This is a genomic window from Vibrio satsumensis, assembly GCF_050337435.1.
Taxonomy (GTDB): Bacteria; Pseudomonadota; Gammaproteobacteria; order Enterobacterales; family Vibrionaceae; genus Vibrio; species Vibrio satsumensis.
Genome location: NZ_JAKJSX010000018.1, coordinates 74892 through 95017, shown reverse-complemented (window position 1 = coordinate 95017; position 20126 = coordinate 74892). Strand labels below are relative to the sequence as shown.

Genomic DNA, 20126 nt, shown 5'->3' with positions numbered 1-20126 from the left:
ACGCGAGAGGCCCGAAGGTCCCCCTCTTTGGCCCGTAGGCRTTATGCGGTATTAGCCATCGTTTCCAATGGTTATCCCCCACATCAAGGCAATTTCCTAGGCATTACTCACCCGTCCGCCGCTCGACGCCCATTAACGCACCCGAAGGATTGTTAGTGTCGTTTCCGCTCGACTTGCATGTGTTAGGCCTGCCGCCAGCGTTCAATCTGAGCCATGATCAAACTCTTCAATTTAAAGTTTTGATTACCTAAACTAATAGGTGTGACTCAACGAATACTGACTTCAAAACTAATATTCATGTAAACATGAACATGTAATTCTAAAGCTATTAYCATTCCAACAGAATGRTAATGAATTGACTGTGCCAAATAACCGAAGTCATTTGTATTGGTCACTCAGTTCATTGAAATCAATTTTGATTCCGAAGAATCTGTTTTATCTAACGATAAAACGTTTTGATATTCATCAACGAGTGCCCACACAGATTGATAGGTTTAAATTGTTAAAGAGCTTTTCCTTTTTGAGCTTCGCTCAAATCGGACGGCCATTTTAGCGATTTAAGTTTTAGTGTCAACCACTATTTTCAAAACTTTTTTCAAGCGCTTAGCTTGGCTAATTTGACCTGCTGATTCGTTTTGGTTTCCTAAGAAGCCATCCCGTTTCAACGAGGTCGCATTATAGAGATTTCGATCACACTGGCAAGCCCTTTTTAAAGTTTTTCTTACTTTTTTGATTGTTCGAGCGTTTTTTGTTCAAAACACCCCATTTTCACTAGTATTCCCCTTAATTAAGGGCTTAAGGTGCCTATATAAAGGAGGATTTATGAGTTCAATGCGCAGTTATAAAGGAATATCCCCTCAGATTGGACAAGGTGTCTATATAGATACAAGTTCGGTACTGGTTGGGGATATCAAAATCGGTGACGACTCTAGTGTGTGGCCTTTAGTTGCAGCTCGAGGAGATGTGAACCACATTCATATTGGAGATAGAACAAATATCCAAGACGGCAGCGTTTTGCACGTCACCCATAAGAATGCAGAAAACCCAGAGGGTTATCCTCTACTAATAGGTAATGATGTCACTATCGGGCATAAAGTAATGCTGCATGGCTGCACCATTGAAGATCGTGTACTTGTTGGTATGGGAGCTATCGTGCTCGATGGCGTGGTTATTAAAGAAGATGTGATGATTGGTGCTGGTAGCTTGGTTCCGCCTAATAAGGTACTTGAAAGCGGTTATCTCTATGTAGGAAGCCCAGTAAAACAAGCACGCCCATTAAATGATAAAGAGCGTGCCTTTTTACAGAAGTCAGCTGACAACTATGTTCAGAATAAAAACGACTATCTAGACTCTGTGTCGCCAGTCTAAAACACTTTGATCTGAATCCGATTAGAGGAGTCATACTCCTCTTCTTCTATTAACTCTTCAGCTAGCTCTTCAATATCAAAACGTAACTCTGAAAAGATAACTAAAGCTTGATCGCCTTCTTCTATATCTTTACCTGCCAATCGAGACAGCTCTTCAATAGACATAACACACTCAATCAGTGCGCCAGACTGCTGTGCTGGGAAGATGATTGATTGATCTTCTTCATCCCAATCTTGGATATCAGGAAATAGAATTGATTGATTCATTTTTTATAAATACCTCATTACATCTCTAGGTTTTTACGTAGTTCTCTTAAAATCTGTTTTGTTCCCGGACGAAGGCCACGCCATAGCATGAAGCTCTCAGCGGCCTGTCCTACCAACATACCCAAACCATCATAAGCAGCATGAACACCATTATCTAATGCCCACTGATTGAATACCGTGTTACCCGATCCGTAAACCATGTCATAAACGGCACTATTAGAATTGAAGATAATCTCAGAAACTTCAGGAAGCTGACCACTTAGGCCAGACGAAGTCGAGTTAATAATGACATCAAACCCTTCATTAACATCGCTTAACCCCATTCCTTTGATGTTTCCATGTGAAGAAAACATCTCGGCCAGAAGTTCAGCCTTTGAACTGGTTCGGTTAGCGATCACCAACTGTTGTGGCTTTTGGTCGAGAAGAGGTTGAATCACTCCTCTTGCAGCACCACCAGCGCCAAGAAGAAGAACACGTGCTCCTTTTAGAGCAACTTGATGTTGAAGCAGGTCTTGAACTAAGCCCTCACCATCGGTGTTATCACCAATGATTTCTCCGTCATCTAATTTCTTAAGGGTATTTACGGCACCGGCCAGTTCAGCCCTCTCAGTTAGGCGATTAGCAAACTGATAGGCGTCTTCTTTAAAAGGTGCTGTGACATTACATCCTCGACCACCTTCACTGAAGAAGGCTTTGGCAGCAGTGATAAATTCACCATGCTCTAGCTGTAATGCTATATAGGTAAGTTGTTGGCTGGTTTGGCGAGCAAATAACGTGTGGATGAATGGCGATTTGCTTTGCCCAATAGGGTTACCGAAAACGGCATAACGATCTACTTGCTGTGTCATATCCTTACCTAACAGAAATAATAAAAAGGGTCATCTATATAGATGACCCTATCACTATCCCTATAAGGAAGGAAGAACTACCAAGTTCGAGGTTTTAGGTAGTCACTATAAAGCAACGCTTCTGGTGACCCTGCTTGAGGTTCGTAACGGTACTCCCAGCGAGCCAATGGCGGCATAGACATCAAGATAGACTCTGTGCGCCCGCCACTTTGTAGGCCAAACAAGGTGCCACGGTCATAGACTAGGTTGAATTCAACGTAGCGACCACGGCGGTAAAGCTGGAAGTCACGCTCACGTTCACCATAAGGTGTCTCTCTACGACGCTCAACAATAGGTAAGTACGCCGCAGCATAGCCTTCACCAACAGCCTGCATGTAAGCAAAACTCTTTTCAAAGCCCCACTCGTTTAAGTCATCAAAGAACAAGCCACCAACACCGCGCGTTTCATCGCGGTGAGGTAAATAGAAGTACTTATCGCACCACTCTTTGTGTTCTTGATACACATCATCACCAAATGGCGTACACAGATCTTTAGCAATTTGATGCCAAGATTGGCAATCTTCATCGAAAGGATAGAATGGTGTTAAATCGAAACCACCACCGAACCACCAGATAGGGTCTTCGCCTTCTTTTTCGGCAATAAAGAATCGAACGTTAGCATGAGAGGTTGGGATATAAGGGTTTTTAGGGTGGATAACTAACGATACGCCCATTGCCTCAAACTTACGTCCGGCTAATTCAGGGCGATGAGCCGTTGCTGAAGCGGGCATTGCCTTACCTGCAACGTGAGAAAAATTTACACCACCTTGTTCAAAGACCGCACCGTCAGTCATAACACGAGTACGACCACCGCCACCAAGGCGATCGCCAGGTTCGCGTTCCCATGCATCTTCTTTAAATAGTGCGCTACCATCAGCTTGTTCAAGCTGTTGGCAAATCGAATCTTGTAGGCTCAGTAAAAACTGCTTTACTGCTTCTTTATCAATTGCTGACATTTTACTTTCCTTTGCAGGGTTTAACCCTGTCTTAATATTTTCGACGTTTTTGCATCTCTGATTTCGCTTGGCTTATCTCGACCACCCGTTTTCCCTTCAAGAATCGCAACCAAGTGTTGACCAAGTTGCTGTTGTACTTCTTCAGTCGTCATACAAGGCGGTTCGCCCGACAGGTTAGCACTGGTAGAGGTTAACGGCTTACCGAATTCATTACACATTCTTTGAACCAAAGGGTGATCCGTCACTCGCACAGCGATTGAATCAAACTGACCACTCACCCAATCAGTCACTTTAGCACTGGTTGGCATGATCCAAGTGACCGGTCCCGGCCATGTTGCTTTAACCGTCGCTAGTTGCTCATCGGTCAGTTGGCTTTCATCAATATAAGGAAGCAGCTGCTCGTAACTTGCCGCAATCAAGATCAAGCCCTTTTCAACTGGACGCTGTTTTAACTCGAGTAATTTCTTGATGGCATGTGGATTATCAGGATCACAACCAACCCCAAAAACGCCTTCGGTCGGGTAAGCAATGACTTCGCCCTGTTGTAATGCCTGCAATGTATGTTGAAAGTTATCCACGGGTTGCCTCATTAAGTCAGTTATCGAACTCGCTAAGTGTACAAATTATCACTCACTGTTACTAAAGCTATTTGTTTATAAAATGTATCAAATGGCAATTTAGACTGACGCAAACGTTTTCCTAAAGCAATTTTACCCGTATAATGCGCGCAAAATATCTAATCACTAATTAAATCGTACCTGAAGGAGTTTGAGATGACTGTCGGTATTATCATGGGTTCTAAATCTGATTGGCCAACAATGAAGCTAGCTGCGGACATGTTGGATCAGTTTGGCGTAGCGTACGAAACAAAAGTGGTTTCAGCTCACCGCACACCTCAGTTGCTTGCAGACTACGCAACCAGTGCAAAAGAGCGCGGTATTAAAGTCATTATTGCTGGTGCTGGCGGTGCAGCTCACCTACCAGGCATGGCAGCTGCTTTCACAAGCGTACCTGTACTTGGTGTTCCAGTTCAGTCTAAAGCGCTGAAAGGAATGGATTCTCTGCTTTCTATCGTGCAAATGCCAAAAGGTATTGCTGTAGGTACTCTAGCTATCGGTGAAGCGGGTGCAGCGAACGCTGGCATCCTAGCTGCTCAAATCATTGGTACACACAATGAAGAAGTAATGGCAAAAGTAGAAGCATTCCGCTCTGAGCAAACAGAAACGGTACTTGCTAATCCAAACCCTGCAGAGGACTAATTCCCATGCATGTTCTTGTGTTAGGCGCGGGCCAACTTGCTCGCATGATGTCCCTAGCTGGGGCACCGCTGAATATTGAAATTTCTGCTTTTGATGTTGGCAGCAAAAATATTGTTCATCCATTAACGCAAGCGATTCTAGGCAACGGCTTAGAAAATGCGATTGAGCGCGCGGACGTGATTACTGCTGAATTCGAACACATCCCTCATGATGTGCTTGAAGTATGTGAGCGCAGCGGTAAGTTCTTACCGACCACAGAAGCAATCAAAGCTGGCGGTGACCGTCGCCTCGAAAAAGCGCTATTAGACGAAGCGAACGTGAAGAACGCTAAGTACTATGTGATTAACTCTCGCGAAGACTTTGACGCTGCAATTGCTCATGTTGGCCTACCGATGGTGTTGAAGAGCACACTTGGCGGCTACGATGGCAAAGGCCAGTGGCGTTTAAAAACATTAGACAGCGTTGAAGCAACTTGGACAGAAATGGCCGAGTGCATTGCTGCAACCGACAATCAAGCAATTGTGGCAGAAAAGTTTGTTCCGTTCGATCGTGAAGTATCACTGGTTGGTGCTCGTGGAACTAATGGAGAGGTTCAAGTTTACCCATTGGCAGAAAATGTTCACACCGATGGCGTATTGAGCTTATCGACCGCAATTGATGATATTGAGTTGCAAGAACAAGCGAAAGCCATGTTTACTGCGGTTGCTGAGCGCTTGGATTACGTTGGTGTGCTAGCACTTGAGTTCTTTGACGTTCAAGGTTCATTGTTGGTTAACGAGATTGCACCACGTGTTCATAACTCAGGTCACTGGACACAGCAAGGTGCTGAGACTTGTCAGTTTGAGAATCACCTTCGTGCGGTCTGTGGAATGCCACTAGGCAGTACCAAGCTGATTCGTCCAACCGCAATGATTAACATCCTTGGTGAAGATACTCTACCTGACGCTATTTTGGCTCAAGGCGGTTGTCATGTGCATTGGTATGGTAAAGAAAAACGAACAGGCCGTAAGATGGGTCACATTAACGTGAGCGCAGACTACAACGCCGAACTGCAAAGAACATTATGTTCTCTGGCTAATATCCTCGACAAAAAAGCTTATCCAGCTATTCATGAATTTGCTGATCAGATGAAATAGACCAGCATGGCTTTGTTAGTTTAGATACAAAAATGGCGCTCAGTGAGCGCCATTTTTATTTCTATAACCTGAGGCTATTCAGATTGAATGTGATGACATTTGCGGTCCGCACATTGCTTTTTCATCCCGTGAGCTGTTTTCTTCTCAAGTAACAACGGGAACTGGCACTCTTCACAACGACCTATAACTGGTGGCTGATTAACGGCGAACTTACACTTAGGGTAGTTATCACAAGCATAAAAGATTTTGCCATAGCGAGATTTACGCTCAACCAGATGACCTCGGCCACACTCAGGACAGGCAACAAGTGGCTGCTCTTCAGGTTGTTCTTTCGGTTGATCTAAAGATTCGATGTGATTACACGTTGGGTAGCTACTACAACCAATGAACATCCCAAAGCGACCTTGCCTTAATACCAACTCGTTTTGGCATTTAGGGCACGGTACGCCCAGCTCTTTCACCACATGACCATCATTTTGATGAAGAGGCTTGATGTAATCACAGCTCGGATACTGCTTACAGCCTAAAAATGGGCCGTGCTTACCATGGCGAAGCTGAAGCTCCCCACCACACTGTGGACAAGGTTCATGCTCTAACGCATGTTCATGTGCTGAAAAAAGCTGATTATCAATCTTACTACTCATGACAAGCCTGTATTAATGCAAGATACCTTGCTCTTTGGTGTACAACAGCTCTTCCATTTGCGTGTAAGCACTTTCATTACCCGGTACATTGAATAGCACCATTAAGATAATCCATTTCAGATCATCCAATTCAAATTCGTTGGTCTCAAGCCCCATTACACGATCAATCACCATTTCACGAATCTCTGTCGTGAGCACGTTGATCTGCTCTAGGAATAGTAGGAAACCTCGACACTCCATATTAATACGTGAAATCTCTCGACTGGTATAAACACGCATCGAGGTATTGGAGCACATAGTAATCGCCGCTTGGTTGTCGGTATCTTGCAGTGCCGCAAGATCTTCTAACCAATGGAGGGCCTTATAAATATCGTCTTGGTGAAACCCTGCTCGAAGAAGCTCATCTTCCAGCTCGTCTTGATCCACCTGCAATTCAGAATCGCTATGGATGTAGGTTTCAAACAAGTACATCAGTATGTCCATCATCATAGCTTAGCCTCTCCCCTTTCGAATATAGCCACCGGAAACTGCAACAACATGCCCTGAGAGCTCAAGCTCTAAAAGCTGCATCATGACTTCATGCACAGGTATATGGGTTCTCTGTGCCAAAATATCAACGGGTGTCGCCTCTAATCCTACGTTAGCTAACAGCTGTGGAAATGGCAATTGTTCATTTTCACCCTTATTCTGCGTAGGTTCGAATAAGCTCGGCTGCTGCTCTATAGACCAGTTTAACAGACTCTTTATTTCAATCAGAACATCTTGAGCATTTTGCACTAAACATGCTCCAGCTTTGATGAGACTGTTACCTCCGCGGCTGGTTGGGCTATGAATAGAACCGGGAAGCGCAAACACTTCTCGACCTTGCTCCATCGCATAACGAGCCGTAATCAAAGAACCACTCTTTTCTGCCGCTTCAACAACGAGAGTTCCCAAAGACAAGCCACTTATAATACGGTTACGACGGGGGAAATGTTCAGGTCTCGGTTTAGCACTTGGGCGAAACTCTGAAATCAGCGCGCCATTCTCACAGATCCTCTCCGCTAGATTTCGGTGGCGGGCAGGATAAATGGAGTCCAAGCCAGAACCCAACACTGCAAAAGTTTCCCCTCCTTTATCCAGAGCACCATCATGAGCATAGCCATCGATACCTAAAGCTAAGCCACTGGTGACAATCAAACCGTTTTGGACAAACTCTTTGGCGAAGGACTTCGCTGTCTGCAGCCCTTCAAGACTGGCATTGCGACTGCCGACCATAGCGATTTGAGGTTCAATCAGCTTTTCGACGTGACCTTTAACGAAAAGAACACTGGGCGCAGAGGCAATCTCATTGAGCAGTTTGGGATAATATGAGCAATTCGGGGTAATAATGTGATGGTTAGGCTGTTTTGCTTGCCATGATAAGCAAGCCTCCACTTCTCTTGGGGCTTGCTCTCTTAGATAGGATATTTGCTTAGCTGACAAACCCATCGCTTGCAGCTGCTGACTTGAGTAGCCAACAATGTTCGAAGGGGAATCGATACTCAGCAGGCGAGAAAGGCGTTTGCCACCCAATTGCGGAACAAAACTTAGAGTTAACCAAGCACTCAGTTGTTGCTCATTCACTCGGTACCCTTAATCTCTTCCGTCAAAGCAAGGTCCAAAGGCGATACCGCCAGAATATCATTACTAACAGGCTTAGAGCTCTGAGTAATCAACGCGAGGCTAAAATATTGATAGGGACGAATAACCATCAAGCTACCCAGCGAGGTACTTGGCAATTGCACCTTATCGCTCGCCGCCGACTCTTTATAGCTGTATTCACCTTGCTTACCAAACACCACTGCACCGCTTTCGCTGAGGGTAAACATAGAGCCTTGGCGAAGGTTATCCTGTGAACCTTTGTTGATCACTACCACCTGATTCTTCGCGCTGTATTGGCTGCCATCTAACGAACCCAAGATATTAGCAAACTGACCCGCCGCACTAGGTGCAGGGTAAAACGTGGTAGAGAGCTTCACCTGATCAACACCAAGTTCAGGGAGCACCAGGTCGTTAAGCAATACCTCTTGCAATTGAGTGTCTATCTGCAAGCTACTGAACTCAGCATCCACTTCTTTTAAGCGCGCAGTGGCAACCAAGCGCAACGAGGTAATAGTCGCTTGGGGTTGCTGCCGTTGGTAAGTTTCAACGGCGCGGTAGATACCCCATTTTTGATGCTGCTGGTTACCTGAGATAAATAACCGGTCTGCACCCGATAAGAATCTCTTTCCATCACTGGTTCCTAATACCCGTTGCGCCGATTCGATATCTTGCTGCTCTACCAAGCGATCAGACTGTAAATACGGCAAAACTAGCCCCTCATTGACGGTAGGTACTGCTTTCTTCTCAGAGACACGAATCTTAGGGCTCAGCTTGATAACAGGCTTGAGGCTCAATACAGGCTCGCCATTAATCCAAACCAAAGACAGTTTATCTCCGGGGTAAATAAGATGAGGGTTTTCAATCTCTGGATTCACCTGCCATAACCTTGGCCACAACCATGGACTATCGAGATACATCGCAGAAATATCCCACAAGGTATCACCCTTAACCACCACATACGCCTCAGGTGCGCCCTGTTTAATGGTTAAAGGTTGCTCACTATTTTCCGCCGTAGCGGCGAACGAAATCAAGGCACAAACAAGAGATAAAGCAGGGAATAAATGACGCATGACCTAGGTTCCTTGGTCTGAATATATGACATCTGATTGGAGAATTACCTTCAGGATGCTGTCATTTGGCCTCTAAAATGTCTAGAATTGAGCCAACAAGGTTTAAGCTGTTTCGGCACAGTTCAATATTTCGAGTGTATATGTCTGTATTACAAGTATTAACATTACCAGATGATCGTCTACGTACCGTGGCGAAACCGGTAAAAGAAGTTACCCCAGAGATTCAAAAGTTCGTTGATGACATGATTGAAACCATGTACGACGAAGAAGGTATCGGCCTTGCGGCAACGCAAGTAGATTTCCACCAGCGCATCGTTGTTATCGATATTTCAGAGACGCGTGATGAGCCTATGGTTCTGATCAACCCTGAAATCACTGAAAAGCGCGGCGAAGATGGTATCGAAGAAGGCTGTCTATCTGTACCTGGCGCTCGAGCTCTAGTACCTCGCGCTGCAGAAGTAACGGTTAAAGCATTAGACCGTGACGGCAACGAATTCACATTCGACGCTGATGACCTTCTGGCTATCTGTGTTCAGCACGAACTTGACCACCTAGAAGGCAAGTTGTTTGTTGATTACCTATCGCCATTAAAGCGTAAACGTATCCAAGATAAGCTAGCGAAGATTAAACGTTTCAACGAGAAACAAGGTTAATCACCGCTGCTATTACTAAATTAGAAGGAAGCCTACCTTGAGTCAGTCTTTAAGAATTGTCTTCGCAGGTACTCCGGATTTCGCCGCCCGTCACTTGGCGGCGTTGTTGTCTTCGGAGCATGAAGTTATTGCTGTTTACACACAGCCAGATCGTCCAGCAGGCCGCGGTAAAAAACTGACTGCGAGCCCAGTAAAAAACATCGCACTTGAAAACAATATTCCGGTTTACCAACCTGAAAACTTCAAGTCAGATGAAGCTAAGCAAGAGCTAGCGGATTTGAATGCTGACATCATGGTGGTTGTAGCGTACGGCTTATTGCTTCCACAAGTGGTTTTAGATACGCCTTGCTTAGGTTGTATCAACGTGCATGGCTCTATCCTGCCGCGCTGGCGTGGTGCTGCTCCTATCCAACGCTCTATTTGGGCGGGTGATAAAGAGACAGGCGTGACGATCATGCAGATGGATATCGGCCTAGATACGGGTGACATGCTCAGTATCGCAACACTACCAATTGAAGCGACTGATACCAGTGCTTCAATGTACGAAAAGCTAGCTGGTCTTGGCCCTGATGCGCTTGTTGAGTGTTTGTCTGACATCGCTTCTGGTAAAGCGGTGGCTGAAAAACAAGACGACGAACTTTCTAACTACGCGAAGAAGCTAAGTAAAGAAGAAGCGCGTATCAACTGGAGTGATGACGCAGCTCATATTGAGCGCTGCGTTCGTGCTTTCAACCCATGGCCAATGAGCCACTTTGAAGCTGCGGAAAACAGCATCAAAGTATGGCAAAGCCGTGTAGCAGAGCAAACCTCTGATAAGCCTGCAGGTACTATTCTGCAAGCCGATAAAACGGGTATCTACGTAGCAACAGGACAAGGTGTACTTGTTCTTGAACAGCTGCAAGTGCCTGGTAAAAAAGCCATGTCAGTTCAGGATATCTTGAACTCTCGTGCAAGCTGGTTTGAAGTTGGAACTCAACTTTCTTAACCGCTTTTAAAGCTGCCATAAGCGCAGCTTAGAAAACCTTTACGAGGGCAGAGATGCCCTCATGTATTCAAATAAATATTCGGTACCCCTCATGAATGTTCGCGCTGCTGCTGCAAATGTCCTATTTCAAGTTGTCGATAAAGGCCACTCTCTTTCACACGCTCTCCCTGCGGCTCAAAAAACGATCCGCCCGCGAGACCATGCTCTACTGCAAGAGATTTGCTACGGCGCACTTCGTTACCTGCCTCGTTTAGAGTCAATCGCTAACGAACTAATGGAAAACCCGCTTAAAGGTAAAAAGCGTGTATTCCACCACCTGATTTTGGTGGGCATTTACCAACTGAGCTTCATGCGTATCCCTTCGCATGCTGCCGTTGCGGAAACAGTTGAGGGCACCAAAACACTGCGCGGTCCAAGCCTAAGTGGTTTGATCAACGCGGTATTACGTAGCTACCTACGTGACCAAGAAGAACTAGACGAGAAAGCCGTTAGCCACAATGCAGGCAAATATGGCCACCCAAGCTGGATCCTAAAAATGCTTCAAGAGAGCTACCCAGATCAATGGGAGCAACTGGTTGAAGCAAACAACAGCAAGGCACCAATGTGGCTGCGCGTTAACCGCCAACACCACACTCGTGACGAGTATGTTGAACTGCTTAAAAACGAAAACATTGAATACACATTGCACCCTGAAGCAGCAGATGCCATAAAATTAGCTGCACCTTGTGATGTTACTTTACTTCCTGGCTTCGACAGAGGTTGGGTATCAGTACAAGACGCTGCCGCTCAGCTTTCAGTTGATTATCTAACACCAAAAGATGGTGAGCTAATCCTAGATTGTTGTGCTGCGCCAGGTGGTAAAACGGCACACATTCTTGAGCATACCAACGACACTGAAGTGGTTGCGATTGACTGCGACATTAAACGCCTAGACCGTGTTTACGATAACCTTGAACGTCTACAACTGCGTGCCGACGTAATTTGTGGTGATGCTCGCTACCCTGAAGAGTGGTGGATGGGTGATAAGTTCGACCGTATCCTACTTGATGCACCTTGTTCAGCGACCGGCGTAATTCGCCGTCACCCTGACATCAAGTGGCTACGTCGTGCATCTGACATTGATGCGCTGGCTGAACTGCAAAGCGAAATTATGGATGCCATGTGGCGTCAGCTGAAAGAAGGCGGCACCATGGTTTATGCGACATGTTCTATCACGCCGCAAGAAAACGTGCTGCAAGTGAAAGCATTCCTAGAGCGTACTGAGAACGCAACGCTGGTTGGGTCTGATATCGAAAATCCGGGTCGTCAAATACTACCTGGAGAAGAAGATATGGATGGCTTCTACTATGCAGTTCTAGTAAAACAGGCATAACAACTAACAGCGGCTAAGAATTTATTTCTTAGCCGCTGTTTCTTTCTAGTGCATTATCAAAACAAAGTTAGATAACTAGAATTACCACGGTAAAGAAAAGAGAAAGGCTATGAAGATCATTATCCTAGGTGCTGGACAAGTTGGCGGTACCCTTGCTGAAAACCTGGTTGGTGAAAACAATGACATCACCATTGTCGACCGTAATGCTGACCGACTGCGTGAACTTCAGGATAAGTACGACCTTAGGGTTGTAAACGGTTATGCCAGCCACCCAAACACACTACGTGAAGCGGGTGCGCAAGATGCCGACATGTTGGTTGCAGTAACCAACATGGATGAAACCAACATGGCTGCATGTCAGGTTGCCTTCTCTCTTTTCAATACACCGAACCGAATTGCCCGTATTCGTTCTCCAGAATATCTGGAAGAGAAAGAAGCGCTATTCAAATCAGGCGCGATCCCAGTCGATCACCTTATCGCACCCGAAGAGTTAGTGACCAGCTACATTGAGCGCTTGATTCAATACCCAGGCGCACTGCAGGTTGTGAGCTTTGCTGAACAGAAGGTTAGCCTAGTCGCAGTAAAAGCTTACTACGGTGGACCATTGGTTGGTAACGCACTGTCTGCTTTGCGTGAGCACATGCCGCACATTGATACTCGTGTTGCCGCTATCTTCCGTCAAGGTCGCCCTATTCGCCCACAAGGTACTACCATCATTGAAGCCGATGATGAGGTTTTCTTTGTCGCGGCGAGTAACCATATCCGCTCAGTAATGAGTGAACTGCAACGCCTAGAGAAACCGTATCGTCGCATCATGATTGTTGGCGGTGGTAACATTGGTGCAAGCTTGGCAAAACGCCTTGAGCAAAGCTACAGCATAAAGCTTATCGAGCGCAGCTACACTCGCGCCGAGAAGCTGTCTGAAGAATTAGAAAACACCATCGTATTCTGTGGTGATGCAGCCGACCAAGAACTGCTGACTGAAGAGAACATCGATCAGGTCGACGTGTTCATTGCCCTAACCAATGAAGATGAAACCAACATCATGTCAGCCATGCTGGCTAAGCGAATGGGTGCCAAGAAGGTAATGGTACTGATTCAGCGCGGTGCTTACGTAGACCTTGTTCAGGGTGGTGTGATTGATATTGCGATCTCTCCACAGCAAGCGACCATTTCTGCGCTGCTTACTCACGTTCGTCGTGCTGATATTGTAAACGTATCATCCCTACGTCGCGGCGCTGCAGAGGCGATCGAAGCCATTGCTCACGGTGACGAAACCACATCTAAAGTCGTTGGCCGAGCGATTGGCGACATCAAACTACCACCGGGCACCACTATTGGTGCGATTGTTCGAGGAGAAGAGGTACTTATCGCGCACGATAGAACTGTAATCGAACAAGATGACCACGTAGTAATGTTCCTAGTGGACAAGAAATACGTGCCTGATGTTGAGTCTCTTTTCCAACCGAGTCCGTTCTTCTTATAGCCTTGTTCTCGTAAGCTTCTTCTCACAACCTTCTTCGTTGTGAGAGCGACGCTCCGGCACAAAGCGATGGTCTATTAAGCTATGGTCAACTTTCGTCCGATATTATTAGTGATAGGGTTAGTGTTATCAAAACTGGCCCTGTTCATGTACATCCCTACATTGGTTGCATTTTTCACAGGCACCGGTGGCTTCCTCGAGTTTGGTCAGTCGGTAGTGATCACGCACATAGTGGCGTTCATCTGCTTGAGTTTAGGCCGTTCAGCTAAGTTCCGGCTTGGTGTGCGGGACATGTTCCTGATCACCTCTCTGGTATGGACTATAGCCAGTGCCTTTGCTGCACTGCCGTTTGTCTTCATCAACCACATCAGCTTCACCGACGCCTATTTTGAAACCATGTCTGGTATCACCACGACAGGCTCAACCGTATTAAGCGGCTTAGACAGCATGGCACCAAGCATTCTGTTGTGGCGTTCCATACTGCAATGGTTAGGTGGCATCGGCTTCATCGTTATGGCGGTAGCGGTTCTGCCAATGCTCAACGTCGGTGGTATGCGCCTGTTCCAAACCGAATCATCCGATTGGTCAGATAAAAGCAGCCCACGAGCGAAAACGGTCGCGAAGAACATCGTGGCGGTTTATCTGGTTCTGACTGGCTTGTGCATTATTAGCTACCTGTTTGCAGGCATGGGCATCTTTGACGCGATCAATCACGCCTTCACAACACTGTCGACGGGGGGATACTCAACATCCGATGGCTCGATGAACCACTTCTCTAACAGTGCTCACTGGGTGGGAACGCTGTTCATGTTCCTTGGCGGCCTGCCTTTCCTATTGTTCGTTAGCGCACTGCGTGGTAGAAAGCTCTCAATCCTCTACAAAGATGCGCAAGTGAAAGGGTTCACGTATCTATTCTTGGTCACCAGTGCCGTAATATCGACATGGTTGGTGGTTAGAGATGGCTACACAGTCATGGATGCGATGCGTGTTTCGATGTTCAATATCGTATCCGTGGTCACCACAACCGGTTTTGGCTTAGAAGACTTCACCGCGTGGGGCGCACTACCAACCACTTTATTTGCGTTTCTAATGATGGCGGGCGCTTGCTCAGGTTCAACCTCTGGCGGTATCAAAATCTTCCGTTTCCAGATCGCGATGACCATGCTTCATAAACAAATGATGAAGCTGATTCACCCGTCGGGTGTCTTTGTTCAACGCTATAACCAACGACCAGTAAATGACGACATTGTGCGTTCACTGGTCGCATTTGGTTTGATGTTCTTTATTACGATTATCTTAATTGCAGGTGGCTTGAGCGCGATGGGACTTGATCCCGTGACCAGTATATCTGGCGCTATCACAGCCGTTGCCAACGTTGGTCCAGGCATGGGCAGTGTGATCGGTCCAACGGGGAACTTTGCGCCGCTGCCAGACGCTGCTAAGTGGTTATTAAGCCTTGGCATGTTGATGGGAAGACTCGAGATACTGACGCTGATCGTTCTATTCTTCCCAGCCTTCTGGCGACGCTAATTGCACGAATATTTAAGGAAACAGAGATGAAATCATACCTACTTATCGCAAGCGCATTGCTCGCAAACTCAGTATTCGTAAGTTCTGCCTTTGCTGAGCAAATGGTCACACTGCCAGATGGCAAACAAGTGTTACTCAAAGATGATTTTACTTGGCAATACGTGGCACCAAAGCAAACGGAAGCAGCAGCGATAACATCAGAGATTGCAGTGCCTGTTTCAGCAGCGCCTATTGCAGCAGCACCTGTCGTAGCCGTACCTGTCTCAACGAACACGCGTGGCACTACGATTGTGGTTAATAGTAAGAAGCCAAGCTTACAGCTCTCTCAATCAGGAGTGGATGTTGTACTGGGTGCAAGTCGCTATGAAGATGGTGAGCTTATCATTCCGACAGCTATCACCAACCAAGGCACTCAAGCTGTCATTTTGGTATCACTTAACATCAGCGTATTTACTGCAGAAGGTGAGTTGTTGGCAGAAGAAGAAGTTGCAGTGTGGAAGTCAATCAAACGAATGGCCGACACATACCTACGACCAAAGACGGGTGAAGAAGGCAAACTAATCAAACTTGACCTAGAACAACACCCTGAATATCAGATTAAAGCTGAGATTACTGAGGTACTGGCTCGCTAAACCGGAGTCACGTACAAATAAATAGCGAAGAAATGGCAAGCGCAGCCCGCCAAAACAAACAAGTGCCAGATGGCGTGGTTGTAAGGGATGCGTTTTGTCACATAGAAAATAACACCCAACGAGTAGATCACGCCACCGAGCGCCAATAACACCAAGCCGCCTATATCGATATTCATAGCCAGTTGATACACCACAATCAACGACAGCCAGCCCATAGCTAAATAAATGAACAGCGATAAGCGCTTAAATCGGTAGACGAAGGCAATCTTCATGGTGATACCGACCAGCGCAATTCCCCAAATAACCGCCATCAAGCCCATCGCCAGTGGGGTTCTTAAACCAACCAATAAAAACGGGGTGTAGCTACCTGCGATCAGTAAATAAATCGCACAGTGATCGAGGGTTTTCAATAAACGCTTGGTCTTCTCTGTGGTGATCGAGTGATAGAGCGTGGAAGCAAGAAAGAGCAGGATAATGCTGCTGCCATAGATTGCCATACTAGCAACAGTCAACATGTCGGCTTGGTAATCAAACGCGCGAACCAGCAACAAGATCAGACCAACCACGCCAAGCACGACGCCCAAGCCATGGGTTATCGCATTAGCGCGTTCTTCGATGTCGCTGTATTCGCTGACTGATGATGCAGACATGAGTATCCTACTAGAGTATATGTTCAATTGACCTAGTATTACACATTAAGCTTACACGTGTAAGCTTAAATTTTTATGACATCTTTTATGGTATTAATAACGCCTAAACTGTGTGATGAGGCTAGGCTCTCTAAAGCTAAAGAACCAAAGAGCTGACTAAGAGGCGCTATCTAGATACTCAAGCACCATCTTGCCGGCTTCTTCCGGTGAGGTATCCAATGGCACACTCAATTGACGCTGTAGCTGGCCCACTCCCAATAAACTCGCCAACATGCCTTTGGCACCGTCGCGATTACGGTCTATCTCAAACCACAACTTCAGCTCAGTTTTATCACGATGGGCAACAACCTCAAGCTCACGCCAGCGGCCATGATAAGGCCCCGTCGTCGGGACAAACTCAAACTCTTGAACGAACGGCAGTTCAAAGCCTTCTACCGCTTCACATTCCACTTGGCGAATGCGCAGGCCTTGAGCTTCAAGTTCGTTAAAAATACCATCGAGGAGTGCATCAGGACGAACCGTTAAGATATCTTTATCCGATGGATCAATCGCCATCGCAATGTCCAGCCCGGTTTCAAGCCACACCTTTGAGTCACCAATCGTGACCGGTGTATTCAGCGGGACATCAAACTCACATTCAAAATCACGGGTTTCACCCGGCTGAATAACAAAGGCATACGGCAGACTCCATTTTGCTAATGAATAGGTCTGGTGCATACGGCGTGTTTGACCGCCCTCTTGCCTTTGTGAGTTCATGGTGACTTCTTTTACGTAACGACAACACAGATTAAGATCGATATTGTCGATCTCCTGTGGCTGAGCGCCACCATACACATGCACAATAATGCTCGCCTTCTGCCCTGGATACAGCACTTCCTGTTGCAACACAGAATCGACCTTGGCCGACCCAATACCAAAACTTGCTAACGTTTTCTTTAAGAACGACATATGCACCTCCTTTAAAGCATCATCTTAAGCCTGAAAGAGGTTCAAACTCAAATATACTGCTCACACTATTTTAGCTCTAATATCGTTTAATTATCACTCAGACGTCGATCGATAACTTAGATAGTGATAATCTAAGCCTTGATATGCATGCATGTCATTATCCTGATTTATTCTTCGGATTGGCGAAAGCCAGACGAGTGACGCTTCAAGCAATTGAGGTAGAGCTCATGGTAAATCAGGCCATTAGATTGGCAATGGATATGCCTGACCGTTAGGTAAATTAATGCGCCCAACAGCTGTCAGGTTCTCGCACACCAACCGTAGTGCGATGCGTCGTCGTAGTGGCTTTGCTGCTGCTCCAACGGCTAAGAAATTGGCTCCTACAATGACTCTAGTTGAGAAGACTGCTTTATTAGCACCGACTACAACAAAAGTGATTAGAGCCGCTTAACAAAAAGCGCAGTTTTTACTGCGCTTTTTTCTTGCCCAGACCCGCCTTGAAATGTGTTTACACATTGGTATTCCCTATCCAATTTGATACCTTAACCACAAATCATTATAAAATTTGTGGAGAAGTAAAGTATGAAGTGTCACCGCATTGAAGAACTGCTTGAACTGATGGAGCCTGAGTGGCAAAAAGATCAAGAGCTTAACCTATTAGAGTTCATCATTAAGCTATCAAAAGAAGCAGGCTACCAAGGCAAACTTGAAGAACTGACTGACGATGTTCTTATCTACCATCTTAAAATGCGTAACAGCGAAAAAGATGAAATGATCCCGGGTCTGAAAAAAGACCAAGAAGATGATTTCAAAACCGCAATTCTAAAAGCGCGTGGCCTTCTTTAGTCGCCGATTTGTTTAGAACTCAATTGCTGTTATAGATAAAACACTCAATTTTAAAAAGCGACCACTCGGTCGCTTTTTTGTTTCTGTTCGCTATTTTTTCGTCACAACTGTTATGACTTTTGTTGTTAAAGGTTGATAGCGTTAAAGAAATGAGAACAAGATTGTCGCTATAATCGCCATCCATAAGAATCTTCTAAAATAATAAGAGTGAGTGCGATAACAACAAATGCACCAAGCTCTATTTCAACAGGTTCTCTAAACCATACTTTCAAGTAATGTCGTCATGCCCAACTTAACCGGGCAAACAAGCCACAAAAAGGATAGTCCATGAGTCAGGATAAAATCGATATCAAAGATGTGACTCCTAAAACCTTTAACCCGAAAACACATAAAGGTAATGGAGATCGATTTAACCCAAGTAACCGAATCTATGTTCGAGAAAGCAAAGGTAAATTCCAACAACTGCGTCGCTATGGCGGTTGGTTCTTACTTTTACTTTTTGCGCTTATCCCATGGATTCCATTTGGTGAACGCCAAGCGATCTTGCTCGATATCGGCAGCCAACAGTTCAACTTCTTTGGCACCACCTTATACCCACAAGATCTGACCCTACTCGCGATCCTATTTATGATTGCCGCGTTTGGCTTATTCTTCATAACCACCTTCTTAGGCCGTGTCTGGTGTGGCTATTTATGTCCGCAAACCGTCTGGACCTTCATGTACATTTGGTTCGAAGAGAAACTAGAAGGGGCTGCCAATAAGCGAAGAAAACAAGACTCAGGCAAACTGACAACCAATTTAATCCTCAGAAAAACCCTCAAACACATTGCGTGGTGGGCAATTGCCATTGCGACCGGTTTAACCTTTGTTGGCTACTTCATCCCAATCAAAGAGTTAGTGGTTGGCTTCTTTACCTTTAATTCATCGTTCTGGCCGGTTTTTTGGGTACTGTTCTTTGCAGGCTGCACCTATGCTAATGCAGGTTGGATGCGTTCAATTGTTTGTCTGCATATGTGTCCTTACGCGCGTTTCCAATCGGCAATGTTCGATAAAGACACCTTCATCGTAGGCTACGACACAGAACGTGGTGAAAGCCGTGGTCCTCGCTCTCGTAAAGCCGATCCAAAAGAACTTGGTCTAGGCGACTGTATTGACTGTAATTTATGCGTTCAAGTGTGCCCAACGGGTATCGATATCCGTGACGGTCTACAATACGAATGCATTAACTGTGGCGCGTGTATTGATGCCTGTGACAACACCATGGAACGAATGGGCTATGAAAAAGGCCTGATCAACTACACCACCGAGCACAGACTTGAAGGCCACTCAACCAAGGTAATGCGTCCTAAGCTGTTGGGCTATGGAGCCATCTTAATCGTGATGCTGGGCCTATTCTTCGTGCAAATCGCGAGTGTTGATCCTGCTGGCCTAAGTGTTCTACGTGACAGAAATCAGCTGTTTAGGGTCAATAGCCAAGGGTTGGTTGAAAACACCTACACCTTGAAAGTGATCAACAAGACTCAACAAGAGCAAGAGTACAAACTCGATGTTAGCGGACTGCCCGATTCGATCTGGTATGGCAAACAGACGATTACTGTCGATCCAGGCGAGGTTTTGAACCTACCTATCAGTTTAGGCGCCGACCCAGAAAAACTGAGCTCACCAGTTTCGACAATTCAGTTTATACTCTCGGATAATGAAGAGTTTACGATGGAAGTCGAAAGCCGCTTTATCAAGAAGCTCTGATACCTGCACTTTAGTGCTTGGTATAACAACCCAATAAATGGAAAAAGGCTCAGTAATGAGCCTTTTTTATTC

Annotated in this window: 22 protein-coding genes and 1 rRNA gene; 12 read left to right on the top strand and 11 right to left on the bottom strand. The window is 45.9% G+C overall.

Going from position 1 to position 20126, the window contains the following annotated elements:
* Positions 1–233: ribosomal RNA gene (locus L4C44_RS21050) — 16S ribosomal RNA — on the bottom strand; the annotation flags it as partial.
* A 589-nt stretch (positions 234–822) separates the two neighbouring features.
* On the opposite strand from L4C44_RS21050, the gene L4C44_RS21045 reads away from it, so the two are divergent.
* Positions 823–1368, top strand: a complete 546-nt coding sequence (locus L4C44_RS21045) for a gamma carbonic anhydrase family protein (RefSeq protein ID WP_428805665.1) — start codon at positions 823–825, stop codon at positions 1366–1368.
* Here the strand turns inward: L4C44_RS21045 and L4C44_RS21040 are convergent.
* From L4C44_RS21040 to tsaC, 4 genes are all read right to left on the bottom strand, one after another.
* Positions 1365–1634 carry a DUF1488 family protein gene (locus L4C44_RS21040; RefSeq protein ID WP_102308434.1) on the bottom strand — a complete coding sequence of 90 codons (270 nt, stop codon included), beginning with the start codon at positions 1632–1634 and terminating at the stop codon, positions 1365–1367. The two genes, L4C44_RS21045 and L4C44_RS21040, sit on opposite strands and share 4 nt — an antisense overlap.
* Before the next feature lie 17 nt (positions 1635–1651).
* Positions 1652–2482: a shikimate dehydrogenase gene (gene aroE, locus L4C44_RS21035; protein WP_428805664.1), complete on the bottom strand. Its 831-nt coding sequence runs from the start codon at positions 2480–2482 to the stop codon at positions 1652–1654.
* 77 nt (positions 2483–2559) lie between these two features.
* Complete coding sequence (hemF, locus tag L4C44_RS21030; RefSeq protein ID WP_268664316.1) at positions 2560–3477, bottom strand: oxygen-dependent coproporphyrinogen oxidase; 918 nt, start codon at positions 3475–3477, stop codon at positions 2560–2562.
* A gap of 20 nt (positions 3478–3497) precedes the next feature.
* Positions 3498–4055, bottom strand: coding sequence for an L-threonylcarbamoyladenylate synthase type 1 TsaC (gene tsaC / locus L4C44_RS21025; protein WP_428805663.1), 558 nt, complete (start codon positions 4053–4055; stop codon positions 3498–3500).
* A gap of 195 nt (positions 4056–4250) precedes the next feature.
* Here tsaC and purE point away from each other — a divergent pair, with 195 nt between their 5' ends.
* Entirely contained in the window at positions 4251–4736 is a 486-nt protein-coding gene (gene purE, locus L4C44_RS21020) for a 5-(carboxyamino)imidazole ribonucleotide mutase (RefSeq protein WP_004739348.1), read from the top strand.
* A gap of 5 nt (positions 4737–4741) precedes the next feature.
* Positions 4742–5872 (top strand): 5-(carboxyamino)imidazole ribonucleotide synthase, encoded by a 1131-nt coding sequence (locus tag L4C44_RS21015; RefSeq protein ID WP_428805662.1) that lies wholly within the window; start codon positions 4742–4744, stop codon positions 5870–5872.
* A 74-nt stretch (positions 5873–5946) separates the two neighbouring features.
* Here L4C44_RS21015 and L4C44_RS21010 read toward each other — a convergent pair whose 3' ends face one another.
* Genes L4C44_RS21010 through L4C44_RS20995 form a run of 4 tightly spaced genes read right to left on the bottom strand, consistent with a single transcriptional unit; the run spans position 5947 to position 9209 of the window.
* A complete protein-coding gene (locus L4C44_RS21010; protein ID WP_428805661.1) occupies positions 5947–6516 on the bottom strand; it encodes a DNA topoisomerase family protein in 570 nt (189 codons plus the stop codon).
* A 12-nt stretch (positions 6517–6528) separates the two neighbouring features.
* Complete coding sequence (locus L4C44_RS21005) at positions 6529–7005, bottom strand: DUF494 family protein (RefSeq protein WP_029235873.1); 477 nt, start codon at positions 7003–7005, stop codon at positions 6529–6531.
* 3 nt (positions 7006–7008) lie between these two features.
* Positions 7009–8121 (bottom strand): DNA-processing protein DprA, encoded by a 1113-nt coding sequence (gene dprA, locus L4C44_RS21000; RefSeq protein ID WP_428805660.1) that lies wholly within the window; start codon positions 8119–8121, stop codon positions 7009–7011.
* Positions 8118–9209 carry a LysM peptidoglycan-binding domain-containing protein gene (locus tag L4C44_RS20995; RefSeq protein WP_428805659.1) on the bottom strand — a complete coding sequence of 364 codons (1092 nt, stop codon included), beginning with the start codon at positions 9207–9209 and terminating at the stop codon, positions 8118–8120. The genes dprA and L4C44_RS20995 overlap by 4 nt, the downstream gene beginning before the upstream one ends.
* 140 nt (positions 9210–9349) lie before the next feature.
* Here L4C44_RS20995 and def point away from each other — a divergent pair, with 140 nt between their 5' ends.
* The 6 genes from def to L4C44_RS20965 all read left to right on the top strand — a co-directional run bounded on the left by def (position 9350) and on the right by L4C44_RS20965 (position 15864).
* Positions 9350–9862 carry a peptide deformylase gene (gene def / locus L4C44_RS20990; RefSeq protein WP_017058772.1) on the top strand — a complete coding sequence of 171 codons (513 nt, stop codon included), beginning with the start codon at positions 9350–9352 and terminating at the stop codon, positions 9860–9862.
* Between the two features lie 37 nt (positions 9863–9899).
* A complete protein-coding gene (fmt, locus tag L4C44_RS20985; protein ID WP_428805658.1) occupies positions 9900–10847 on the top strand; it encodes a methionyl-tRNA formyltransferase in 948 nt (315 codons plus the stop codon).
* A gap of 91 nt (positions 10848–10938) precedes the next feature.
* Positions 10939–12219 carry a 16S rRNA (cytosine(967)-C(5))-methyltransferase RsmB gene (gene rsmB / locus L4C44_RS20980; protein ID WP_017631532.1) on the top strand — a complete coding sequence of 427 codons (1281 nt, stop codon included), beginning with the start codon at positions 10939–10941 and terminating at the stop codon, positions 12217–12219.
* 109 nt (positions 12220–12328) lie between these two features.
* A complete protein-coding gene (gene trkA / locus L4C44_RS20975) occupies positions 12329–13705 on the top strand; it encodes a Trk system potassium transporter TrkA (protein WP_004739332.1) in 1377 nt (458 codons plus the stop codon).
* A gap of 81 nt (positions 13706–13786) precedes the next feature.
* Complete coding sequence (locus L4C44_RS20970; RefSeq protein WP_210447658.1) at positions 13787–15232, top strand: TrkH family potassium uptake protein; 1446 nt, start codon at positions 13787–13789, stop codon at positions 15230–15232.
* Positions 15233–15258: 26 nt separating this feature from the next.
* On the top strand, positions 15259–15864 hold the full coding sequence (locus L4C44_RS20965) for a DUF3157 family protein (protein WP_210447659.1): 606 nt from the start codon (positions 15259–15261) through the stop codon (positions 15862–15864).
* Here L4C44_RS20965 and trhA read toward each other — a convergent pair.
* Together trhA and L4C44_RS20955 are read right to left on the bottom strand one after the other, a co-directional pair.
* Positions 15861–16514 carry a PAQR family membrane homeostasis protein TrhA gene (trhA, locus tag L4C44_RS20960; RefSeq protein WP_146492784.1) on the bottom strand — a complete coding sequence of 218 codons (654 nt, stop codon included), beginning with the start codon at positions 16512–16514 and terminating at the stop codon, positions 15861–15863. The genes L4C44_RS20965 and trhA overlap by 4 nt on opposite strands.
* A 156-nt stretch (positions 16515–16670) precedes the next feature.
* Positions 16671–17462: a sporulation protein gene (locus L4C44_RS20955; RefSeq protein WP_146492785.1), complete on the bottom strand. Its 792-nt coding sequence runs from the start codon at positions 17460–17462 to the stop codon at positions 16671–16673.
* 283 nt (positions 17463–17745) lie between these two features.
* Here L4C44_RS20955 and L4C44_RS20950 point away from each other — a divergent pair, with 283 nt between their 5' ends.
* The 3 genes from L4C44_RS20950 (at position 17746) to ccoG (ending at position 20054) form a co-directional block, all read left to right on the top strand.
* Positions 17746–17913 (top strand): hypothetical protein, encoded by a 168-nt coding sequence (locus L4C44_RS20950; protein ID WP_179946936.1) that lies wholly within the window; start codon positions 17746–17748, stop codon positions 17911–17913.
* Between the two features lie 131 nt (positions 17914–18044).
* Positions 18045–18308, top strand: a complete 264-nt coding sequence (locus tag L4C44_RS20945) for a YihD family protein (protein ID WP_009848104.1) — start codon at positions 18045–18047, stop codon at positions 18306–18308.
* Between the two features lie 327 nt (positions 18309–18635).
* Positions 18636–20054, top strand: coding sequence for a cytochrome c oxidase accessory protein CcoG (gene ccoG, locus L4C44_RS20940; protein WP_428805657.1), 1419 nt, complete (start codon positions 18636–18638; stop codon positions 20052–20054).
* The last annotated feature ends 72 nt before the right edge of the window (positions 20055–20126 follow it).

What these genes read in the sequence shown, in the direction of transcription:
- purE (WP_004739348.1), top strand. Translation starts at nt 4,251, where the DNA reads ATGACTGTCGGTATTATCATGGGTTCTAAATCTGATTGGCCAACAATG.
- L4C44_RS20945 (WP_009848104.1), top strand. Translation starts at nt 18,045, where the DNA reads ATGAAGTGTCACCGCATTGAAGAACTGCTTGAACTGATGGAGCCTGAG.
- L4C44_RS21045 (WP_428805665.1), top strand. Translation starts at nt 823, where the DNA reads ATGAGTTCAATGCGCAGTTATAAAGGAATATCCCCTCAGATTGGACAA.
- L4C44_RS20995 (WP_428805659.1), bottom strand. Translation starts at nt 9,209, where the DNA reads ATGCGTCATTTATTCCCTGCTTTATCTCTTGTTTGTGCCTTGATTTCG.
- L4C44_RS21040 (WP_102308434.1), bottom strand. Translation starts at nt 1,634, where the DNA reads ATGAATCAATCAATTCTATTTCCTGATATCCAAGATTGGGATGAAGAA.
- L4C44_RS20965 (WP_210447659.1), top strand. Translation starts at nt 15,259, where the DNA reads ATGAAATCATACCTACTTATCGCAAGCGCATTGCTCGCAAACTCAGTA.
- L4C44_RS21005 (WP_029235873.1), bottom strand. Translation starts at nt 7,005, where the DNA reads ATGATGATGGACATACTGATGTACTTGTTTGAAACCTACATCCATAGC.
- hemF (WP_268664316.1), bottom strand. Translation starts at nt 3,477, where the DNA reads ATGTCAGCAATTGATAAAGAAGCAGTAAAGCAGTTTTTACTGAGCCTA.
- trkA (WP_004739332.1), top strand. Translation starts at nt 12,329, where the DNA reads ATGAAGATCATTATCCTAGGTGCTGGACAAGTTGGCGGTACCCTTGCT.
- def (WP_017058772.1), top strand. Translation starts at nt 9,350, where the DNA reads ATGTCTGTATTACAAGTATTAACATTACCAGATGATCGTCTACGTACC.
- rsmB (WP_017631532.1), top strand. Translation starts at nt 10,939, where the DNA reads ATGAATGTTCGCGCTGCTGCTGCAAATGTCCTATTTCAAGTTGTCGAT.
- L4C44_RS20955 (WP_146492785.1), bottom strand. Translation starts at nt 17,462, where the DNA reads ATGTCGTTCTTAAAGAAAACGTTAGCAAGTTTTGGTATTGGGTCGGCC.
- L4C44_RS21015 (WP_428805662.1), top strand. Translation starts at nt 4,742, where the DNA reads ATGCATGTTCTTGTGTTAGGCGCGGGCCAACTTGCTCGCATGATGTCC.
- ccoG (WP_428805657.1), top strand. Translation starts at nt 18,636, where the DNA reads ATGAGTCAGGATAAAATCGATATCAAAGATGTGACTCCTAAAACCTTT.
- trhA (WP_146492784.1), bottom strand. Translation starts at nt 16,514, where the DNA reads ATGTCTGCATCATCAGTCAGCGAATACAGCGACATCGAAGAACGCGCT.
- L4C44_RS20970 (WP_210447658.1), top strand. Translation starts at nt 13,787, where the DNA reads ATGGTCAACTTTCGTCCGATATTATTAGTGATAGGGTTAGTGTTATCA.
- L4C44_RS21010 (WP_428805661.1), bottom strand. Translation starts at nt 6,516, where the DNA reads ATGAGTAGTAAGATTGATAATCAGCTTTTTTCAGCACATGAACATGCG.
- aroE (WP_428805664.1), bottom strand. Translation starts at nt 2,482, where the DNA reads ATGACACAGCAAGTAGATCGTTATGCCGTTTTCGGTAACCCTATTGGG.
- L4C44_RS20950 (WP_179946936.1), top strand. Translation starts at nt 17,746, where the DNA reads ATGCGCCCAACAGCTGTCAGGTTCTCGCACACCAACCGTAGTGCGATG.